Here is a 15,746-nt window from a genome sequence, read left to right on the forward strand (position 1 = left end):
GGGCTGGGGCTGGCGATCTGTCAGGGCATGGTCGGCGCCCATGGCGGGCGGATCAGTGTCGGCGACGGCATCGACGGGCGCGGCACCTGCATTACCCTGCACCTGCCTTTGCAGACGCAACCGGGGATGGACGGTGAAGCCTGATCCGCGCTGCGCTACTCTCTTGCCACTCTTTTGTGTTGATGTGAATTCATGAGCCAGACCGCGACCATTTTGGTCATCGATGACGAACCGCAGATCCGCAAGTTCCTGCGCATCAGCCTCGCTTCCCAGGGCTACAAGGTGCTGGAGGCCGGCACCGGCGCCGAGGGCCTGGCCCAGGCGGCGCTGAACAAACCGGACCTGCTGGTGCTCGACCTCGGCCTGCCGGACATGGACGGCCAGCAGGTACTGCGCGAGTTTCGCGAATGGGCCACGGCGCCGGTGCTGGTGCTGTCCGTGCGCGCGAGCGAAGGGCAGAAAGTCCAGGCGCTGGATGGCGGCGCCAATGACTACGTGACCAAGCCGTTCGGCATTCAGGAATTTCTCGCCCGGGTGCGGGCGTTGCTGCGTCAGGCGCCGGCCGGAGAAGCGCAGCAGGCCGCGTTGAATTTCGGCCCTCTGACCGTGGACCTGGCGTATCGCCGGGTATTGCTCGACGGCGTCGAAGTCGCCCTGACCCGCAAGGAATACGCCGTGCTGGCGCAACTGGCGCGGCATCCGGGGCGGGTGATCACCCAGCAGCAATTGCTCAAGGACATCTGGGGCCCGACTCACACCGAGGACAGCCACTACCTGCGGATCGTGGTCGGGCACCTGCGACAGAAACTGGCGGACGATCCGACCCGGCCCCGGTTTATCGTGACCGAGGCGGGCGTCGGTTATCGCTTGTTGAGCGAGAGCAGCCTTTAGTTCTGCTCGCTCTCGTAGCGATCCAGCGTATCCCTGGCAATCTCGCGACCCAGCGCGATCAATTCAGGCGCCTTGTAGAACTCGAAGAACCGGCACACCCGCTTCGGCACATTGATCAGGATGTCCGGCGGATACCCGGCGATCTTGTACTGCGCCAGTGAGGTCTGCATCACCTCGAAACTCTGGTTGATCAGGTCGAGCAATGACGCAGGCCCGACGTTATCGATGATGAACGAACCGGTGGCGGACTTCGGCGCGCCGTCGCGCTCAGGGGCCGCGGCCGGTTGCTGGGTTTCCGGTTCCGCACCCTCGACCCATGGATTGATCTCGGCTGCTTCGGCCCGCAACGCTTCCTGTTCCAGTCGCAGCAGTTGCTCGGCCTGTTTGCGGCGGAACGGCATCTTCGAGCCCAGCGAATTGATCAGGCTGTCGAAGCGGGTGCGGAACGCGGCGGGGCGCTGGATCACCGGCAATTTGTAATGACGCTGGTTGGTCGAGTTGAGATTGACCGCGATGATCAGGTCGCAATGGCTCGACACCACCGGCACGATCGGCAACGGGTTGAGAATGCCGCCGTCCACCAGCATCCGGTTGCCCTGCATCACCGGGGTGAACAGGCTGGGAATCGCCGCCGAGGCCCGCATCGCCTGATGCAGGCAGCCTTCCTGGAACCAGATTTCCTGTTGATTGGTGAGGTCGGCGGCTACGGCGGTGTAGGGGATGCGCAGGTCTTCGATGTTGATCTCGCCGACGATCTTGCGGATCTGGCCGAAGACTTTTTCGCCACGGATCGCGCCGAGACGGAAGCTCACGTCCACCAGGCGCAGTACGTCGAGGTAATCCAGGCTTTCGATCCAGTTGCGGTACTCGTCAAGCTTGCCGGCGGCGTAGATTCCGCCGACCACGGCCCCCATTGAACAGCCGGCAATACAACTGATGTCATAGCCCCGTCGTTCGATCTCTTCAATGACCCCGATATGGGCATAGCCCCGGGCGCCACCGGAGCCCAGCACCAGTGCGACACGCTTTTTCATCCGACTTCCTCCCGGCAAGGTTCCACAATGCACCCATCGAGGGCCGGGCGACAATCGCCGGGGTCGTTCGGGGCGGCGATGGCGTCGTTTTTTCGATACTTCATGACCCGTCGGCGTTATCTTTTGCAGTGCGGTGGAATCACGGGGCGCAAGGCACTTTTTCGCTGCCGCACCGTCTTACCTGCACGACTGTTGACCTATCTTTGAGGTGTGAGTGATGAAAGCCTGGATCTGTGTGCCGTTGATGGCGCTGGCATTGGCCGGTTGCGCCGGCAAGACCGCTTACCGCGACAGCTGCGGCAGCCAGCTCGACGCGGCGTGGCATGAACTGGATCTGGCGAAAGCCGAAGGGTTTGCCGGCACCGTCAGCTATTCCAAGGCGCTGTCGCTGTTGACGGCAGCCAAGACCCAGCAGCAATTCGAAGGGTTCGAAGGCTGCACCAAGAAAGCCGAAAAAGCGCGCTTCTACATTCGCGAATCCCGCGCCGGGCGCTAAGCTGCTGACGTGGCGCAAGGGCAGGTGCCTTGCGCCGGCGCACACTCGTGCAAAGCCATTGAATTCAGGAGCAAGTAATGTCTGCGTTGGTCGACCGGTTGGTGGCTCATGTCTTGAGCCTGGAAGTCAGGCTGCTGGCCTGTCAGGCACGTTTGACCGCCCGGACTGATCCTGAGGCGCTGCACGATCTGCGCACCACCGTGCGGCGCTTGCGCAGTCTGCTGCGACCGTTGCGCGGTTTGCCCGGTGTCGAACAACTGGAAAGCGCGGCAGCCAGCGTCGGGCAACTGACCACGCCGTGGCGCGACCGCGAGGTGCTGGCAGCCTGGCTGATCAAACACGATCAGCCCGAAGCCGCGCAGCGCCGCATGGCGCAGATGGCCGAGGCTTATCCGGCCTTGGCGGCCAGCGCCGAAGTGGCGTCGCTGCTGATGATCCTCGATGCCTTTCCGCGTTTTCTGCGCGCGTCCCAGCGCCAGGGATTGCTCAAGCGCCTGGACAAGCGCATCGAAAAACGTCTGGGCAAACAATGGAAGAATCTCGACGTGGCGCTGCACGATCCGGCCCACGACCGCCATCGCCTGCGGCTGCTGATCAAGCGTGTGCGTTACGGCATCGAGGCCTACCCCGAACTGGATCGTCTGCCCGAAGCCGCCTTGCCCCGTTTGAAATCCGCGCAAGGCGCCCTCGGTGACTGGCACGATTGCTGGCAATGGCTGGCCCGCGCCGAACTGGAGCCGGATCTGCAACCCTGCGTCGCTACCTGGCAGGCGACCATGGCCAAGGCCGAAATCAAGGCCGACCGGGTGCTGGAAAAACTCAGCGCGGCCTGCTTCAAGTCCTGAATTTTCCACAAGACCACATGTGGGAGCGAGCCTGCTCGCGATTACGGCTGCACGGTCACCAATGAAGTGACTGACACACCGCTATCGCGAGCAGGCTCGCTCCCACACTAAACGGCTTATCTGTCAGTCTCTTTGACCGGAATGGACGCTGCGCCGCTCTGCCGCGCTGGTTAAGATCCGGTCATTCCCTTTTTCCTGTCCGAGGTTTCCATGCGCTTTTGCGATCTGATCGATGCTGTCCGTCGTCAACCGGAGGTCACGATTCCGGCGGAGTGGGGCCAGGGCCGGGCCAGTTTTGGCGGGTTGGTGGCCGCGCTGCAATTTGAAGTGATGCGCACCAAGGTTCCGACCGATCGGCCGGTGCGTTCGCTGGCGATCACCTTCGTCGGCCCGGTCGAGCCCGAAGTGCCGGTGAGCTTTGAAGTCGAAGTGCTGCGCGAAGGCAAGGCAGTCAGCCAGGTGCTGGGGCGCGCCGTGCAGAACGGTCAGGTGGTGACGATGGTGCAAGGCAGCTTCGGGGCTTCGCGGCCTTCGGAAGTGGCGGTTGAAGCCTATCCGGCACCCGAGATGAAACATTGGGACGATTGCCAGGAATTGCCGTACATCAAAGGCGTAACCCCAGAGTTCATGCGTCATCTGGCGATGCGCTGGAGTGTCGGCGGCATGCCGTTCACCGGCAATCAATCGCGGCTGATGGGCGGCTGGGTGCGTCTGCGTGGGGATGTGAAGGAAGAGCCGGTCAACGAGGCGCACCTGTTGGCGCTGGTCGATGCCTGGCCGCCCGCGCTGTTGCCGTACCTGAAGAAACCCGCACCGGGCAGCACGCTGACCTGGACCATCGAATTCGTTCAGCCGTTACGGGATTTGAGCACGCTGGATTTCTGCCAATACCTGGCGGACATCGAGTATGCGGCTGACGGTTACGGCCATGTCGCCGCCAAGCTGTGGAGCGCGAAGGGTGAACTGATTGCCATGAGTCGGCAGACGGTGACGATCTTCGCCTGACTCAATGGCGGCGATGGCGTTCACGCCAGGCGCGGAACCAGCCGCCACTGAGGAAGAACCTCGGAAACGTCAGGAACTGCTCGACCAGCAGACGCGAGACGGCGTCCTTGCGATCACTGAACGGCTCGGAGGCTTGCGCCTCCAGGCTGTGGCCGTGACGCTGCAAACCCAGCGCCGCGATGATGCCGATCACGCCGATCGCCACGCTGGCCAGACTCAGGCTGAACACCCCCGAGACGATCAACAGAAACGCGACGATGAACAGCGGCACGGCAATCAGGTGCAGCACCAGATTGGTCGGGTGCTGATGGTTGTTCGGGTACGCGCGCCATTGCCACGCGGGAAGGTTGGGGTGACGTTTGCCCATGTTGCTGCTCCTCGATCCATGTTTGGTACATGGTTGAAGAATAGGCCCGGGCAGCCAGGGCGGCGAATCAAGGTTGGCTATTGAAGTGATAGGGACAATGGCCATTCTTGATGTTGCCCCCTAGAGCTTCAACTGACCGATCGCCTTATTCAGTTCACCGGCCAGCGTCGCCAACTCGTTACTGGTGGTCGCCGAATCCACGGTCTGTTGCACGGTGTTCTCGGTGACATCGCGAATGCTCACCACCGCGCGGTTCATTTCTTCGGCAACCTGACTCTGTTGCTCCGCCGCCACCGCAATCTGCGTGTTGCTCTCACGCATCTGCGCCACCGCTCCGGTGATTTCCGCCAGTGCTTCGCCGGCCTCTTGCGCCTGCTGCACGCAGTCATCGGCCTTGTACGAACTCTCCTGCATGAAGTCGACCGCATCGCGGGTGCCTGCCTGCAACGCCGAGACCATAGTGGTGATTTCATCGGTGGAGGTCTGCACGCGTTTGGCGAGGTTGCGCACTTCGTCGGCGACCACCGCGAACCCGCGACCCATTTCCCCGGCGCGAGCCGCTTCGATGGCAGCGTTGAGCGCGAGCAGATTGGTCTGTTCGGCGATGCTGTGGATCACGCTGACCACGCCGTTGATCTTCTGGCTGTCCTCGGCCAGCCGCTGGATCATCTCGGCGGTCTGCTGCACGCCGCTGGACAGGCCGGCAATCGAAGTCTGCACCCGGCTTACCACTTGCTGGCCGCTGCCAGCCAGGCCATCGGCGGTCTGCGACAGGTCGCGCGTGGCGCCGGCGTGCTGGGCGATGTGGTAGACGGTTGCGGTCATTTCGTTGATCGCCGTGGCGGCCTGATCGGTTTCGCTCTGCTGGCCGAGCATGCCGTGACGCACCTCGTTCATGCTTGATGCCAGCCGCGCGGCGCCGACGTCGAGTTGCCGCGCGGTGTTGGCCACGGTGGTCACCACTCGCTGGTAACCGGCCTGCATCGCATTGAACGCGTTGGCCATCTGCCCGACTTCATCCTTGCAGGCCAGCGGCACCCGGGCGGCGAGGTCGCCGGTTTTCTCCACGTGCAGCATCACGTCCTTGAGGGTGTTCAGCTGACTGAGCAGAAAGCGGATCAGCAACTGTGAAGCGCCGAGCATCGCCAGCATCAGGATGAACACCGCCACCGCGTAGTTGGCGAAGCGTTCGCCGAACACCTGGCTGAGGCTGGGGGCGTAGGCGATCACGGCGACCTGCTGACCATCGGCACGGCTGAAGACCTCGGCGCCGAGCAGCGGGTTTTCACCGAACAACGGCAAGTGACTGATCTCGATCCAGCCGTTGCTGTCGGTGATCTCCAGCAGCGGTTGATCGTTGAGGCGCGGCGCTTCGCCGCGTTTGAAAGTCAGCACTTGATCGGATTTGGGCAGCGCTTGCCCGGCCGGCCAGGCCTTGAGCAATTGCGCCTGGGCCTGGGCCGAAGTTTGCGCGGCGTGGCTGCGGGCCTGTTGTTCGAGCTGTACGGCGTACAGCACCAGCAACAGAGTGGTGACGAAGGCGACCGCATTGACCGCCCAGAATTTGTATTTCAGCGAGATATTGCTAAGCCAGGCACCCATGGAGGTCTTCTCTGATAGCGGAAACAATTTTGGCAAGGTGCCATTATTGTGCCGCTACGCAGGTGTCCGGATCTTGATGTGCATCAACAAGTGATGCATTCGCCTCGGCTAGGGCAGGGTAGGTAAACCGTAAAACGCACGCGCGCAGGCGGTGGTGTGAGCCGCCAGATCCTCTTCGGTTTCGCCTCGATGCAATGCCACTTCACGCAGCACTTCGGTCAGATACGCCGGCTCGTTGCGCCCGTTCTTCGGCTTTGGCCGCAATGTGCGCGGCAGCAGGTACGGCGCATCGCTTTCCAGCATCAGGCGACCGCGTTTGATCTCCTTCACCAGCGGATGCAAATGGGTACCGCGACGCTCGTCGCAGATCCAGCCGGTGATGCCGATGTGCAGATCCAGATCGAGGTAACTGAACAACGCTTTCTGCTCGCCGGTGAAGCAATGCACCACGGCGGCGGGCAATCGGTCGCGGAAGTCACGGAGGATTTCCAGCAGGCGCTGGCTCGCATCACGCTCGTGCAGGAACACCGGCAATTGCAGTTCGGCGGCCAGCGCCAGATGTTCTTCGAGGACTTTTTCCTGCTGCGGGCGCGGCGAGAAATCGCGGTTGAAGTCCAGCCCGCATTCGCCCACTGCTACCACGTTCGATTCCTGCAACAGACTGCGCAGACGCCGCACGCTGTCGGCGTTCCAGTCGCTGGCCGAATGCGGGTGAATGCCGGCGGTGGCGAACAGTCGCTGGCCGTCCGGATCCAGTTGCTGGCATAGCTCCAGTGCCTGTTCGCTGCCTTCGACGCTGGTGCCGGTCAGCACCAGTTGGCAGACCCCGGCAGCGTAGGCGCGGTCGAGCACGGCCTGGTGTTTGTCGGCGAAACTGGGGTTGGTCAGGTTGACGCCGATATCGATGAGTTGCATGGTGCTACCTCGGGCCGAAGGCCGGAAAGCATATCAGAGCTGTAGATTTATAAGAAAAGCCAAGAACTACAACGGCTTATGGCTGTCTGTTGAGGCCGCGAGGCAGGCTGGGCTGGCAGAGTTGCCATCACTGTGCCAGTCTCTCGCACTTTATCAGCGCTCCAGGCGCTCTGTTTTCGTCGGTGTTTTGCGACCGCTCAGCGGTGCAAACGCCCCGTATTCTTTCCGGAGAGTGGATGGTTCGTCCCTCGGTTTTGCTCCTGCTGTGTGGTTCGTTGCTGCTGCCGATGACGGCGGTCGCGCGGCTGCCCGGGCCGCTGCAAGCCGTGCCGGCCGCCAAGGTCCGCGACCTGACCGAAATCCGCAGCAGCCGCGTGTTGCGGGTGCTGGTCAACCAAAGCCGCAACAGCTCCGGCGAAGTCCAGGGCCAGGCCATCGGCATCGAATACCACCGCCTGCGCGCCTTCGAGCAATACCTCAATGGCCACGCCCGCGACGGCCAGGAAATCACCCTCAAGATCATCCCCAAAGCCAAGGATCAACTGCTCGGCGCGCTACAGCGTGGCGAAGGCGATCTTGTTGCGCCAGGCGAACTGCTCGAGTTGCAACCGGGCCACGCGGTCGCCAGCAGCGAGCCGATTGCCAGCAACGTGCCGCTGGTGCTGGTCGGCATCAAGGGTGAAAAGCGCTACACCAAGGTCGAGCAACTCGCCGGCAAAACCCTGGCGCTGCCCACTGGCAGTGCGGCGGGGGAGGCGGTCAGTCAGCTCAACCAGAAACTGGCGCTGCATAAACTGGCGCCGATCAAGATCGAATGGGTCGATCCAACGCTGGCGGTCGAGGATGTGCTGGAAATGGTTCAGGGCGGGATCTTCCACCTGACCATTGTCGAGCAACCGATCGCCGAGCGGTGGGGCAAGATCCTGCCCAAGCTGCGTTTCGACCGTCAGGTGATGATCAGCGAACCGGGCGAGGAATACTGGTTCGTGCGCCGTGATGCCTCGATGTTGCGGGCCAGCATCGACCGCTTCCTGACCGGCTACAAAAAACCATCGAACGAAGATGCGGCGTTCCTGCGGATCTACCGCCGGCTGTATCAAGTGCACTATCCGCTGGCCAAGGCTGACCGTCAGCGCCTGGAAAAACTGCGACCGACCCTGCAGAAACACGCCGAAGCGCAAAACATGGACTGGCTCAACCTGGCGGCGCTGGCGTTCAAGGAGTCGGCGCTGCAGCCCAATGCGCGCAGCGGTAGCGGGCCGACCGGGCTGATGCAGATCACCCCGTCCGCCGCGCAGCGAGTTGGTGTCAACAATATCCAGAATCTCGATGCGAATGTGCAGGCCGGTGCCAAGTACCTGGCCATGATCCGCCGCAAGTTCTTCAACAGCCCCAAGCTCAACGAGCGCGAGCGCATGGCGTTCACCCTGGCGGCGTACAACATCGGCCCGGAGCGGGTGCAAGGCATGCGCGCCGAGGCGCGGCGTCGCGGTCTGAACCCCAACCAGTGGTTCTTCCAGGTCGAGCGTATCGCCATGGAGCAGGTGGGAATGGGGGCCGTCAGCTATGTTAATAGCGTGAACAAGTATTACTTGGCGTTCGACCGGGAGCGGGAGTCGTTGGAGCCCCGGGGGCAGAAAGTGGTCTCACGCAAATGATCTAATAAGTTGATTGTTATGGCGGAATTTTTGCGCTTTTAACATGAAATTAACTGATTAATATAGCGGCCAACCAACAAGCACTTCTGACAACAAGGAAACGCAACATGAGCTCTCTGATCAACAAGGTTCTGTTCACTCGCGCCGGCTACGGTCTGACCATTCTGCGCATTGCCGTCGGCGTGATCTTCGCCGCCCACGGCTCGCAGAAGCTCTTCGGCCTGTTCGGTGGCTATGGCCTGGCGGGCACTGCACAATACATGGAAAGCATCGGCCTGACCCCGGGTTACCTGATGGCCACCCTGGCCGGCGGCACCGAGTTCTTCGCCGGTCTGGCGCTGATCATCGGCCTGCTGGTTCGCCCGGCGGCATTGGGTCTGACCTTCCTGTCGCTGGTGGCGATCTTCACCGTGCACATCAGCAACGGTCTGTTCATGGCCAACAACGGTTACGAGTTCGCCCTGGCCCTGCTCGGTGGCAGCCTCGCGGTGCTGATCGAAGGCGCCGGCAAGCTTTCGGTGGATCGCGCCATCGCCGGTTGAAGGCTCTGGCTCAAGCAAAAGGCCCGCATTGTGCGGGCCTTTTTTGTTGCGGCTGATTCTTGACACTGGCCGGTCACGTTCTCTACGATGCCGCTCATGCGCCGATTTAAACAGCTACTTGCGGGGCGCCAGGTGACTATTCTTCAGTTGCCGTCAGAAGCCGGAACAGGGCTTCGAAATACCGCTAAAGCGCTGGTTCGGTGTTGCCTCTCACCTGCCATGCAGACTTTTGAGGCAGAGACACGACACGATGAATGCACTACGCCCTCCAGCACGTCCCGCGCCGATCACGGCACACATCACCCAGCGCAATCCGAAAATCCTGCTTGGCGGCAAACATCAGCCGACGCTGTTGCGTTATCTCGATGGCTGGCCACGTCGCAGCGGCGGTCCTGCCGCCTTCCTGATCCAGTTTGTCGAAGACGGTGAGTCGCTGGCGCGTTTTGCCGATGACAGTTTCGATCTGGCCGTCATTCAGGCCCCGAGCCTTGAAGAGGCGCCGGAAATGATTCGCCAACTGACCCGAGTCGCACGCCAAGGCCTGATCACCCGGCGCTGAGCGTCAGGGATATTCGATCGCCACGATGTAGACGAACTGTTCGCCGGTCGGCGTCTGTACCCGCACTTCAGCATCCAGCGCCTTGCCGATCAGGGCGCGGGCCAGCGGCGAGTCGATGCTGATCAGGCCGAGTTTCAGGTCCAGTTCGTCCGGGCCGACGATCCGATAGCGCGACTGTTTGCCGTCTTCGTCTTCGATGGTCACCCACGCGCCGAAGTAGACCTTGTTCGGATCGCTCGGTTTTTCGCTGACCACTTTCAACGCCTCAAGGCGTTTGGTGAGAAAACGCACGCGACTGTCGATCTCGCGCAGCATTTTCTTGCCGTAGGTGTACTCGGCATTTTCCGAACGATCACCCTGAGCCGCCGCTTCACTGACCGACTGCGTCACCTGCGGGCGGCGCACGTGCCACAGCTCATGGAATTCGGCGCGCATCCGCGCTTCACCTTCGGGGGTGATCAGCGCGGTACCGGCAGTGCGGGGAGGGCGATAACGGCTCATGGCAACTTCTTTTGATTAAGACGGCTGGAGTCTATCAACCCTCGCGCAACACTGTCAGCGGGCTGGCGTTCAGCGCACGCCGCGTGCCGAACACGCCGGCGCCACCGATCAGCGCCGCGCCGATCAACGGCAACAGCAGCAACCACGGATGGGGATGCCACGGCAGGTCGAAGGCAAAGCGATACAGCACCAGACTCACCACTTCCGAACCGATCGCCGCGAGCAACCCGCTGACCGCGCCGAGCAAACCGAACTCGATCCGTCGTGCCTTGATCAGTAACTGCCGCTCGGCCCCCAGCGCACGCAACAGCGCACCCTGGCGAATGCGTTCATCCAGCGTTGCCTGCAACCCGGAAAACAGCACCGCCATCCCCGCCGCCAACACAAACAACAGCACATACTCCACCGCCAGGGTGACCTGGGCGAGGATGCTGCGCAGCTGTTCGAGCAAGGCTTCGACCTGCAGGATGGTTACCGCCGGGAATGCTCGCGACAACTCGACAATCTGCTGATCGTGACCGGGGGCCAGATAGAAGCTGGTCAGGTAGGTCGCCGGCAAGTCCTTCAGGGTGCCAGGCTGGAAGATCATGAAGAAGTTCGGCTGGAAGTTGTCCCAGTTGATCTCCCGCAAACTGGTGACCTTCGCTTCGCGATTGACCCCGCCGACGCTGAACACCATGTGATCGCCCAGCTTGAGCTTGAGGCTTTCGGCCACCTTGCCTTCCACCGAGACGCCCGGAACGTCATCCGAAGGTTGGCCGGTCCACCACGATCCGGCGGTGATCTTGTTGCCCGCCGGCAGATCGGCCGCCCAGGTCAGGCTCAGGTCGCGCTGGATGGCGCGGTCGCCGGCCGAATCCTTGCTGACGATCTGCTGCACTGCTTCGCCATTGATACTGATCAGCCGTCCCGGCACCACCGGGTACAACGGCGCGGCCTGGGCCGAGACGTTGATCAGGTGATCGGTGAAGGCTTGTTTGTCGGCCGGCAGGATGTTCAGAGCGAAATAGTTGGGGGCATTTTTCGGCAACTGGTTCTGCCAGGTGTCGAGCAGTTCACCGCGCAGCAATGCAATCAAAGCCATGGACAGCAGGATCAGCCCGAAAGCCAATGATTGGCCGGCGGCCGCCAAAGGGTGGCGCAATAACTGACCCAACCCGAGACGCCACGGCAGGGATGCACGCGCGAGCAGGCGACGCAGGCTTTGCAGCAGCAACAGCAGCAAACCGCCGAGCACCAGCGCGGCGACCACACCGCCGCCGAGCAGGGCGAATGTCAGCAGCAGGTCGAGGCTCAGTCGCCACATGATCAGCCCGAGCGCACCGAGTGCCGCGCCATAGACCATCCAGGTGCTCGATGGAATCGGCAGCATGTCCCGACGCAATACCCGCAACGGCGGCACGCGGCCCAGTGCGGCGAGCGGTGGCAGGGCGAAACCGGCCAGCGCCACCAGCCCGGTGCCGATGCCGGCCAGTGCCGGCAGCAAGCCACCCGGCGGTACGTCGGTCGGCAGCAGATCATGCAGCAGTGCGAACAATCCCAATTGCGCGAGCCAGCCCAGCAGGGCGCCGCTGAGGCTGGCGAGCAGGCCGAGCACCGTCAGTTGCAGACTGAACAGCACCAGGGTTTCCCGCCGCGACAAGCCCAGGCAACGGAGCAGGGCGCTGGCATCGAAACGCCGGCTGGCGAAGCGGTTGGCCGATAGCGCCACCGCGACACCGGCCAGAAGCACGGCCACCAGACTGGCCATGTTCAAATAGCGTTCGGCCTTGCCCAGCGCGCCGCCGATCTGCCGGTTGCCGTCGCGGGCATCCTGAATCCGCTGGTTGGCGGCGAGCCCCGGTTTGATCAGTTGGCGATAGGTTTCCAGCGCCTGCGGTTCACCGCGCCAGAGTTCGCGGTAACTCACCCGGCTGCCGGGTTGCACCACGCCGGTCGCGGCGAGATCGTCAAGGTTGATCAGTACTCGTGGCGTCAGGCTGTAGAAGTTGCCGGCGCGATCCGGTTCGTAAGTCAGCACTCGCGTCAGTTTCAGCGTCTTCATGCCGACGTCGATGCTGTCGCCGATCTTCAAGTCCAGCGCCGTCAGCAGGCGCGCTTCGACCCAGGCTTCACCGGGCTGCGGCTCGCCACCGGCTTCCTCTGTCGCGAAGGGAGCGGGGGCGCTTTTCAGTTCGCCGCGCAGCGGATAGGCGCGGTCGACAGCTTTGATACTGGAGAGCTGAATGCCGTTGTCTGTGGCGATGACGCTGGAAAACTCCACTACCTGCGCATGATCCAGACGCAGCTCGGTGCCGCTCCTGATCTGTTCCGGTCGGGCCGGCGAGCTGCCTTCGAGCGACAGGTCGGCGCCGAGAAACTCGGTAGCGCGCAGCATCATTGCGCCGTTGAGGCGGGCGCCGAAGTAGCCGATCGCGGTACTCGCCGCCACCGCCACCACCAGGGCGAAAAACAGCACCCGCAGTTCACCGGCGCGGGCATCGCGCATTAGTTGGCGCAGGGCAAGACTGAACAGACGAAACAGCGGCAGACGTGCCATCAAGGCTCCAGAGGGGCGACCAACAGGCCGGCTTCAAGACGGATCAGGCGCCGGCAGCGATGGGCCAGGCGTTCGTCGTGGGTCACCAGCACCAGGGTGGTGCCGCGTTCCTTGTTCAATTCGAACAGCAAGTCGCTGATGCGCTCGCCGGTGTGGCTGTCGAGGTTACCGGTGGGTTCGTCGGCGAACAGCACGTCCGGCTCGGCGGCGAAGGCCCGGGCAATCGCCACGCGCTGTTGCTCACCACCGGAGAGCTGGCGCGGCGAGTGAGTCAGGCGCTGGCCGAGGCCGACCCGTTGCAGCAGTTCGGTGGCGCGGCTTCGAGCGTCTTTGCGGCCGTCGAGCTCCAGCGGCAGCATGACGTTTTCCAGCGCGTTGAGGCTGTCGAGCAACTGGAACGATTGAAAGACGAAGCCCACGTGTTCGGCCCGAATGCGCGCGCGCTGGTCTTCGTCGAGATTGCTCAGGCCTTGCCCGGCGAGCGTCACTTCGCCGCTGCTCGGCAGATCAAGGCCGGCGAGCAGACCCAGCAGGGTGGATTTGCCGGAACCGGACGCGCCGACGATGGCCAGGCTGTCGCCCTTGTTCAGTTCCAGGCTGAGTTCGTGCAGGATGGTCAGTTCACCTTCCGCGCTGGGAACCACTTTGCTAAGGTTCTTCGCGGTGAGAATGCTTGCGCCCATGGAGAATCCGATGCGTGTGTGGTTTTTGAGTGCTGGCCTGGCCTTGATGTGCATGGCCCAGAACGCAGCGGCGGGTACAGTCCTGATCGTTGGCGATAGTATCAGCGCCGGTTTCGGACTGGATACCCGGCTGGGGTGGGTGTCGTTGCTCGAACAGCGGCTCAAGACCGAAGGTTTTGACGATAAAGTGGTCAATGCGTCCATCAGTGGCGACACCAGTGCCGGAGGCCAGGCACGGCTGCCTGCGCTGCTTGCAGAGCACAAACCGGAACTGGTGATCCTCGAATTGGGCGGCAACGATGGCCTGCGCGGAATGCCGCCGACGCAATTGCAACAAAATCTTGCTTCGATGATCGACAGCTCCCGCCAAAGCGGTGCCAAGGTGCTGTTGCTCGGCATGCAATTGCCACCCAACTACGGCAAGCGTTATACCGATGCCTTTGCCGAGGTCTACGGCAAACTCGCCGAGGAGAAAAAAATCCCGCTGGTGCCGTTTTTCCTCGACGGTGTGGGCGGGCATCCGGACTTGATGCAGGCAGACGGTCTGCACCCGGCGGCCGGGGCTCAGGGCAAGTTGCTGGAAAATGTCTGGCCGACGCTAAAACCGCTGCTATGAGGCTTTTCTAGCGGCAGGCTTTCGGCTAATGTGGCGCCCCCTAATTTGGAGCCCCCGATGCCGCGTTCTGCCTGGTCCCTGTTTGCCTACCAACTGATCGAGCCTGACGAACAGCTGGATCTGTTCGCCTGCCAGGAAGTGCGAGTGCATCTGGTGACCCGTCAACTGGAGCTCGGTGGCTCGGCTGACCGAACCCTGTGCGGCAGTCTGCTGCCGGCGCAACCGCGCTGGTCGAGCGTGGATCGCCGGGTGTTTCAGGATCAGCGCCTGTGCTCGCTGTGCCGGGCGATCCTCGAATCGCAGAAGCGCGGCACGTCGCCGATCTGGCCTGAGCTGCGTTTCGAGCTTTAAGCGCAACCATTCTTTTGAATGCAGTTTGGGCGAGCGGCAGCTTCAATCATGAAGAGTGATGCCAGCCCATCGGCGCATCTCCCCGAATTCCCTGGGCGCGGTGTACAATCGCGTTCTTATTACCTTGTCGATCTTGCGAAGGATTCTCCGGATGTTGCCGCGTTTTCCTGCCGTCACCCGCTGCCTGTCTCTTGCCGCCCTGTGTGTGGCCGGTCCCGTTGCCGCACTGGAGTTTCCCCTGCCACCACCCGGTGAGGACATCATCGGCCAGGTGCAGGTGATCAAGGCCAAGTACGAAGATACCTTTGCCGATCTGGGCACCACCTACGATCTGGGCTATTCGGAAATGGTCGCGGCCAACCCAGGCGTCGATGCCTGGTTGCCGGGCGCCGGTACCGAAATCGTTCTGCCGACCCGCTTCATCCTGCCGCCGGGCCCGCGTGAAGGCATCGTGATCAACCTGGCCGAATACCGCCTCTACTATTTCCCGAAAGGCCGGAACGTGGTGTACACCTTCCCGCTGGGTATCGGTCGTGAAGGCTGGGGCTCGCCGATCGCGCACACCACAATCACCGCCAAGACACCGAATCCGACCTGGACGCCGCCAGCCTCGATCAAGGCCGAGCACGCGGCCGACGGTGATCCGCTGCCGAACGTGGTGCCGGCCGGTCCGGACAACCCGCTGGGTCCGTTCAAGTTCACCCTGGGCACGCCGGGCTACCTGATCCACGGCTCGAACAAGAAGTTCGGCATCGGCATGCGCACCAGCCACGGCTGCTTCCGCATGTTCAACAACAACGTGCTGGAAATGGCCGGCATGGTGCCGGTGGGGACTTCGGTACGGATTCTCAACGACGCCTACAAGTTCGGTCGCAGTGGTGGCAAGATCTACCTGGAAGCGCACACGCCGATCGACGACAAGGGCAACCCGTCGGTGGTCGACAAGCACACCGCCGTGATCAACGCGATGCTCAAGCGTGAAGACATCACCAACAACCTGCGCATGGACTGGGATGTGGTGCGTGATGTGGTGGCGGCCGAAGATGGCCTGCCAACCGAAATCGGCACGCCGAACACCTCGGCGCCGATGGTCTCCAGCGCACCGATCGACCTGCAGCAATAAGCTGAAAGACAAAACCCGC

The 15,746-nt window shown here is 62.5% G+C and carries 18 protein-coding genes; 11 read left to right on the forward strand and 7 right to left on the reverse strand.

What is annotated here, in order from left to right; translation table 11 throughout:
- Both K5E37_RS23300 and K5E37_RS23305 read left to right on the forward strand, forming a co-directional pair.
- A partial coding sequence (locus K5E37_RS23300; RefSeq protein WP_260404437.1) for an ATP-binding protein occupies positions 1-144 on the forward strand: 144 nt, incomplete at its 5' end.
- 48 nt (positions 145-192) lie between these two features.
- On the forward strand, positions 193-891 hold the full coding sequence (locus K5E37_RS23305; protein WP_039770498.1) for a response regulator: 699 nt from the start codon (positions 193-195) through the stop codon (positions 889-891).
- Here K5E37_RS23305 and K5E37_RS23310 read toward each other — a convergent pair.
- Positions 888-1,925 (reverse strand): patatin-like phospholipase family protein, encoded by a 1,038-nt coding sequence (locus tag K5E37_RS23310; RefSeq protein WP_221535290.1) that lies wholly within the window; start codon positions 1,923-1,925, stop codon positions 888-890. The two genes, K5E37_RS23305 and K5E37_RS23310, sit on opposite strands and share 4 nt — an antisense overlap.
- A gap of 217 nt (positions 1,926-2,142) precedes the next feature.
- Here K5E37_RS23310 and K5E37_RS23315 point away from each other — a divergent pair, with 217 nt between their 5' ends.
- The 3 genes from K5E37_RS23315 (at position 2,143) to K5E37_RS23325 (ending at position 4,271) form a co-directional block, all read left to right on the forward strand.
- Complete coding sequence (locus K5E37_RS23315; RefSeq protein ID WP_007950948.1) at positions 2,143-2,421, forward strand: hypothetical protein; 279 nt, start codon at positions 2,143-2,145, stop codon at positions 2,419-2,421.
- A gap of 77 nt (positions 2,422-2,498) precedes the next feature.
- A complete protein-coding gene (locus tag K5E37_RS23320) occupies positions 2,499-3,266 on the forward strand; it encodes a CHAD domain-containing protein (protein ID WP_221535291.1) in 768 nt (255 codons plus the stop codon).
- Positions 3,267-3,476: 210 nt separating this feature from the next.
- On the forward strand, positions 3,477-4,271 hold the full coding sequence (locus tag K5E37_RS23325; RefSeq protein ID WP_221535292.1) for an acyl-CoA thioesterase II: 795 nt from the start codon (positions 3,477-3,479) through the stop codon (positions 4,269-4,271).
- 1 nt (position 4,272) lies between these two features.
- Here the strand turns inward: K5E37_RS23325 and K5E37_RS23330 are convergent, their stop codons facing one another.
- From K5E37_RS23330 to K5E37_RS23340, 3 genes are all read right to left on the reverse strand, one after another.
- The gene (locus K5E37_RS23330) at positions 4,273-4,638 is read right to left on the reverse strand and encodes an Mpo1-like protein (RefSeq protein ID WP_007950951.1); all 366 of its coding nucleotides are present in this window, start codon (positions 4,636-4,638) and stop codon (positions 4,273-4,275) included.
- A gap of 120 nt (positions 4,639-4,758) precedes the next feature.
- A complete protein-coding gene (locus K5E37_RS23335; RefSeq protein WP_221535293.1) occupies positions 4,759-6,240 on the reverse strand; it encodes a methyl-accepting chemotaxis protein in 1,482 nt (493 codons plus the stop codon).
- A 108-nt stretch (positions 6,241-6,348) separates the two neighbouring features.
- Complete coding sequence (locus K5E37_RS23340; protein WP_221535294.1) at positions 6,349-7,155, reverse strand: TatD family hydrolase; 807 nt, start codon at positions 7,153-7,155, stop codon at positions 6,349-6,351.
- Between the two features lie 236 nt (positions 7,156-7,391).
- Between K5E37_RS23340 and K5E37_RS23345 the strand changes: the two genes are divergently transcribed.
- The 3 genes from K5E37_RS23345 (at position 7,392) to K5E37_RS23355 (ending at position 9,914) form a co-directional block, all read left to right on the forward strand.
- Positions 7,392-8,813: a transglycosylase SLT domain-containing protein gene (locus K5E37_RS23345; RefSeq protein WP_085607172.1), complete on the forward strand. Its 1,422-nt coding sequence runs from the start codon at positions 7,392-7,394 to the stop codon at positions 8,811-8,813.
- Between the two features lie 107 nt (positions 8,814-8,920).
- Positions 8,921-9,355 (forward strand): DoxX family protein, encoded by a 435-nt coding sequence (locus K5E37_RS23350; protein WP_007950955.1) that lies wholly within the window; start codon positions 8,921-8,923, stop codon positions 9,353-9,355.
- Positions 9,356-9,605: 250 nt separating this feature from the next.
- The gene (locus K5E37_RS23355; protein ID WP_085607170.1) at positions 9,606-9,914 is read left to right on the forward strand and encodes a hypothetical protein; all 309 of its coding nucleotides are present in this window, start codon (positions 9,606-9,608) and stop codon (positions 9,912-9,914) included.
- 3 nt (positions 9,915-9,917) lie between these two features.
- Here the strand turns inward: K5E37_RS23355 and greB are convergent, their stop codons facing one another.
- From greB to K5E37_RS23370, 3 genes are read right to left on the reverse strand one after another with little or no spacing between them, the layout of a single operon-like run.
- Positions 9,918-10,415 (reverse strand): transcription elongation factor GreB, encoded by a 498-nt coding sequence (greB, locus tag K5E37_RS23360; RefSeq protein ID WP_039770483.1) that lies wholly within the window; start codon positions 10,413-10,415, stop codon positions 9,918-9,920.
- 34 nt (positions 10,416-10,449) lie between these two features.
- Positions 10,450-12,954 (reverse strand): ABC transporter permease, encoded by a 2,505-nt coding sequence (locus tag K5E37_RS23365; RefSeq protein ID WP_221535295.1) that lies wholly within the window; start codon positions 12,952-12,954, stop codon positions 10,450-10,452.
- Positions 12,954-13,637: an ABC transporter ATP-binding protein gene (locus tag K5E37_RS23370; RefSeq protein WP_007955651.1), complete on the reverse strand. Its 684-nt coding sequence runs from the start codon at positions 13,635-13,637 to the stop codon at positions 12,954-12,956. Before K5E37_RS23370 ends, K5E37_RS23365 begins: the two co-directional genes overlap by 1 nt.
- A 10-nt stretch (positions 13,638-13,647) precedes the next feature.
- Here K5E37_RS23370 and K5E37_RS23375 point away from each other — a divergent pair, with 10 nt between their 5' ends.
- From K5E37_RS23375 to K5E37_RS23385, 3 genes are all read left to right on the forward strand, one after another.
- Positions 13,648-14,253: an arylesterase gene (locus tag K5E37_RS23375; protein ID WP_007955652.1), complete on the forward strand. Its 606-nt coding sequence runs from the start codon at positions 13,648-13,650 to the stop codon at positions 14,251-14,253.
- Between the two features lie 57 nt (positions 14,254-14,310).
- The gene (locus K5E37_RS23380) at positions 14,311-14,604 is read left to right on the forward strand and encodes a hypothetical protein (protein ID WP_007955656.1); all 294 of its coding nucleotides are present in this window, start codon (positions 14,311-14,313) and stop codon (positions 14,602-14,604) included.
- 151 nt (positions 14,605-14,755) lie between these two features.
- Complete coding sequence (locus K5E37_RS23385; protein ID WP_007955657.1) at positions 14,756-15,727, forward strand: L,D-transpeptidase family protein; 972 nt, start codon at positions 14,756-14,758, stop codon at positions 15,725-15,727.
- Positions 15,728-15,746 lie beyond the last annotated feature (19 nt).

This window comes from Pseudomonas sp. RIT778 (genome assembly GCF_019718735.1).
GTDB lineage: Bacteria > Pseudomonadota > Gammaproteobacteria > Pseudomonadales > Pseudomonadaceae > Aquipseudomonas > Aquipseudomonas aphyarum.